Origin of the sequence: Eisenbergiella porci (genome assembly GCF_009696275.1) — a bacterium.
Classification (GTDB): domain Bacteria; phylum Bacillota; class Clostridia; order Lachnospirales; family Lachnospiraceae; genus Eisenbergiella; species Eisenbergiella porci.
Window position 1 is genome coordinate 1 of record NZ_VUMI01000112.1, and the last position, 4,153, is coordinate 4,153.

5 protein-coding genes are annotated in these 4,153 nt (G+C 33.0%); all 5 read right to left on the reverse strand.

The window, feature by feature from the left end:
* Positions 1-107: 107 nt before the first annotated feature.
* The 5 genes from FYJ45_RS28790 to FYJ45_RS28810 all read right to left on the reverse strand — a co-directional run bounded on the left by FYJ45_RS28790 (position 108) and on the right by FYJ45_RS28810 (position 3,917).
* Positions 108-974 (reverse strand): hypothetical protein, encoded by an 867-nt coding sequence (locus FYJ45_RS28790; protein ID WP_154468371.1) that lies wholly within the window; start codon positions 972-974, stop codon positions 108-110.
* Positions 971-1,168 (reverse strand): hypothetical protein, encoded by a 198-nt coding sequence (locus FYJ45_RS28795; RefSeq protein WP_154468372.1) that lies wholly within the window; start codon positions 1,166-1,168, stop codon positions 971-973. The genes FYJ45_RS28790 and FYJ45_RS28795 overlap by 4 nt, the downstream gene beginning before the upstream one ends.
* Positions 1,169-1,258: 90 nt before the next feature.
* Positions 1,259-2,317 carry a PDDEXK nuclease domain-containing protein gene (locus tag FYJ45_RS28800; RefSeq protein WP_154468373.1) on the reverse strand — a complete coding sequence of 353 codons (1,059 nt, stop codon included), beginning with the start codon at positions 2,315-2,317 and terminating at the stop codon, positions 1,259-1,261.
* Between the two features lie 25 nt (positions 2,318-2,342).
* Positions 2,343-3,143 carry a DUF2971 domain-containing protein gene (locus FYJ45_RS28805; RefSeq protein WP_154468374.1) on the reverse strand — a complete coding sequence of 267 codons (801 nt, stop codon included), beginning with the start codon at positions 3,141-3,143 and terminating at the stop codon, positions 2,343-2,345.
* A gap of 3 nt (positions 3,144-3,146) precedes the next feature.
* Positions 3,147-3,917, reverse strand: coding sequence for a peptide arginase family protein (locus tag FYJ45_RS28810; RefSeq protein ID WP_195842039.1), 771 nt, complete (start codon positions 3,915-3,917; stop codon positions 3,147-3,149).
* Positions 3,918-4,153 lie beyond the last annotated feature (236 nt).

The window sequence follows — 4,153 nt, forward strand, 5'->3', positions numbered from 1 at the left end:
CTCACTGTTTTAATAAGATTTTTTACTAACCCGCAAAGTCAGTAATCTTATTTTACTCTGAGGTATTTTTTTCTCAACCCTCTTTCTCGGAATTCCCTATATTTGAATTATACAGGAAGCTCCTTTTCCAAACGTCCACCAAACTCTTCTACTATTTCATTAAATATCGTAGCATTCATGCTTTTATTCGGATTAAACATTGTTTTTGAATATACCTTCTTTTTATATGCTAGAAGCAACTCATTGATATCTCCGTAGACTTCTGGAAAATCCCTACTAAAGATTTTCATCAATTCAATTCCTCGCATATAAAATTCAATATATGTATTTACCAATTCTATATAATGCTCATCTGACTCTTCTACATTTCCCATTACAGCTTTTACTTTCCGTTTAATGTTTTCCACTTTAACAGATTCGCATTTGCTCAAATCAACCTCCGCATCTTTGATTGCAGAATTTAATTTGATATCCAAACATGAATTTCTAATAAGTTGAGACATTTCCGCTTTAAAATCATCCGCAACTTTAATTCTTATTATAAAGTTATCCTCTATATACGAATATATGTCTGGCTTTTCTTTCTTCTTTTCTAATACCATATCTGTTTTGGTTTTTGCATGCTCAAGTATCCTTTTATCTCTATACGAAGGTACTACTAAATGCCACTCGGTGATATTTTTAACCCCTAAACTCTTCAATTTATCAGCATATTCTTCATCTACAAATTTGCCGATATCCTTAGTAAGTTTAGTTCTTAACTTTTCATACCACTGCTGGTCAGAGTATTCTCCTTCTGGATAATAACACTGATAAACCAATCTATTTGTAAATCCTTCGATACCGGCATCTCCATTAGCTGTAGCAGGGACTTTCTGATACCCATCCTCTTGATAGCGAATTCGATAACAACTATCACACAATTCTTCCCATCTCTCGCCATCCATATTATCTCCAAAAAAACTCAGATTCATGTTATCCCCCCTGTTAATATACTCAGGCACAACGTACATTCTGCTTTGGGTTGATCAGTAATCAATCCAATACCTACAATTTTTTCTATTCCTTCATCAATAAAGGAAACCTTCGCCAAACCAAAAGTTTTGTCAACCCATAAAACCTTTACTTTGTTATTGAGGCAATATTTTTCATCACCAATCGTCTTCACAATATCACCCTTCTTCTAAATATGTAGATTATATCATATTTTTCTGCTATTTACGACATATATTGCTCTATATTTCCTATATTCGGTGCTTTACTCTCCCGTAATAGCCTTCAGCGACTTCTCGATTTCCTCTATTGAAGGAAGTAAGCTTTCAATCTCCTTTGGAAGAACCTTTGACAACTGATATTCAGAAATCCCTATAGGTACATTACTAGCTTCAAGTGAATATTCTGCAACCACATTGTCCTTTGTCTTACATATAATCAATCCTATTGTTGGATTATCCATATCCGTTTTTAATTGATGGTTTACTGCAACAACATAAGTTCCTACCTGGCTTGTATAAGACGCATCAAATTCGCCTACCTTTAAATCAATAACAATATAGCATCTCAATTTCATGTGGTAAAAAAGAAGGTCAATTGCCATTTCTTTTTTACCTATCATAATCGGCTGCTGTCTACCAATATATGCAAATCCCTGTCCCAACTCCAACAAAAATTTTGTTATATTATCTGTCAATGCATCCTCAAGTTCTTTTTCACGATATCCCTCTGTTAGAGTCAAAAAATCAAAATTGTACGGATCTTTTATCACTTCTTTTGCCAAATCACTTTGTAACGCCGGAAGCTGCCTATCAAAATTTGTTATTGCTTTTCCCTGTGACTGATAAAGATTCACATCCATAAAGTTAAGCAACATTGCTCTACTCCAGCCATTTTCTAATGTTTTACGCACATAAAATAATGCTTCTTCTACGCTTTCACATTTTGTCATTATTAAAATATGGTGTCCCCAAGGTATTGAACATATTTTTTCCAAATCGTCAACAACCTGTTGACGATTTGCACTGTCGCTTTTATAAAATTCAAAAAAACGTTTCATATACTTCAAATTCGTCACAGAAAAACCACTTACACTTGGAAATTCCTCTTTTAAAGACTGGCTCATCGTCTTATAGAAACCAGTTCCCCAAATTGCGTCTGCATGCATATCAGAAATTTCTTTGCCGATATGCCAGTACATTCTGATCATTTCTGTGTTCACTTGAACAGCCGCTTTTAATTGGCTAACATGAACCAATTCCTTTATCTCACATATCCATTTCTGATAACTCTCATCATTTATAATTTTTAATTCATTCGACATAACATCATAGCCCCTTTTCAATGTATTATATTAATAATCTCTTTTTCAAGCCAAACACTTCACTATCTTCATCAAATTCCATTTGATATACTTTGCACACATCAATGCTTTTACCAACTTCAACAAGTGCTTTTCTATGCTCCTCGCTACAATTTAAACCTATATAAATTTTAGATGGGATTGCTGGAAAATCATCTCTGTGGCAGATAATTCTATATTCCTTTTCATGCTCCCAACTTTTATGTTTTGCTGAAAGCGATAAAATCAACATTTGTAAATAAACATTTGCATCCGCCGATGTATCTGTATAATCCCTACCTTCTTCTTTCATTTTCATATACTCATACAATAAGTTTGTGGTAATGGCATTGGCAGATACTCTTTCAGGCTCATAAGTCACAGGAAATATGTATTTCTTTTGCATATCGCATAGCAAATATTCAACACAAAATCCTTGATGATTATTTGCGTAATAAGCCCACATTGGCATATTATTTTCATCAGTATTACTCAGACAAGTATATCGGAATCCATTCGTCAAAGAGGTATAGTAACCTACCACCATGTCTTTATCCCAACCACCATTTTCCAGTTTGTCTTTATCAAATTTAAAAAACTTTCCTTCAAATGGATCGTTAAAGCCAGAAGCTGGACTTAAAAATATTCTTTGTTCTTTTAAATATTTTAATTTTGATTGATTAACAGTTGTATTATCATTCAAACTATAATACTTTACTAATCTTGTTGGAATCTGTGTTGCCTTATATTCTACAGCCTCTTGAAACTTTCCCTGTCTGTACAATTCAATATATCTATCGTAATCCATACACTATTCCTCCTCAATGTATTCTTTCATTAATTCGATAATAAAATCAGCGGCTGCTGGTGTATAATTGGGAGAAACACAGAAGGTTAAATAATCAAACTCTCCATTATAACTGATATTCTCAGCAGACCTTACAATTTCAAAATCCACTTCTGGTTCACGATTTGCTGCTGCATAATACTTTTCTGTATTTGACGCAATCTCTATCGCTTTCATCTTCTCATTATGTACCAACTGAATTTTATCACTTAGTTCCATACCACCTTTTAAAATCATCCACACATAATCGTTTCCTATGTCTGCAGGATTACACACATAAACAAGTTTTTTAATCCATCTGAATGCCAGTGCAAATAACAAATAATCTCCTATTCTTGGCTCATAATACTTTTCAAACATGCTCCCATAATTTTCTATTTTAGTTCTTTCTTCCACCGGTACTGTAATCAAAGAGTCCATAATAAATGTCCAAGAAGGATATCCCAAACCCAAATCAGCATGAGAATCAATATGTACTACCTCAAAAGGCGCAAACAACCGTTTTTCTTGTATTAGCGTTCTCCAATAATATAACGCTTCATTGTGGTGGATGACTATTTTTCCCTTAATTTTTGTTTCTTTAGAAAGCCCCAATTTATTTTCTAGAAAATCAATTACTTCTTCTTTGCTCCATACTTGATAATCTTCATCTGGTATTCTATCTGTATTGTTTTCCGATATTATAATAGGGATTTCCTTTAAAAAGTAATCCATATCTATATCCAATATTCTCATATTATTCTTCATTTTATTCCAATACCTACACTTAACATAATTATCAAATTTATTATATCAATATCAGCATTAAGTTACAATTCACTATTTCCCATAATTTACTTATGCCAAGATGTTGGGGTCAAAAGAGTTTGTAAAAACTCTCTGACCTACCATATAGTACCTTGAAAATTTTACACAATTGGATTTTTATCATTTTCCAGATGTTAGTAGTCAATACCAAAATGACTGTCAGT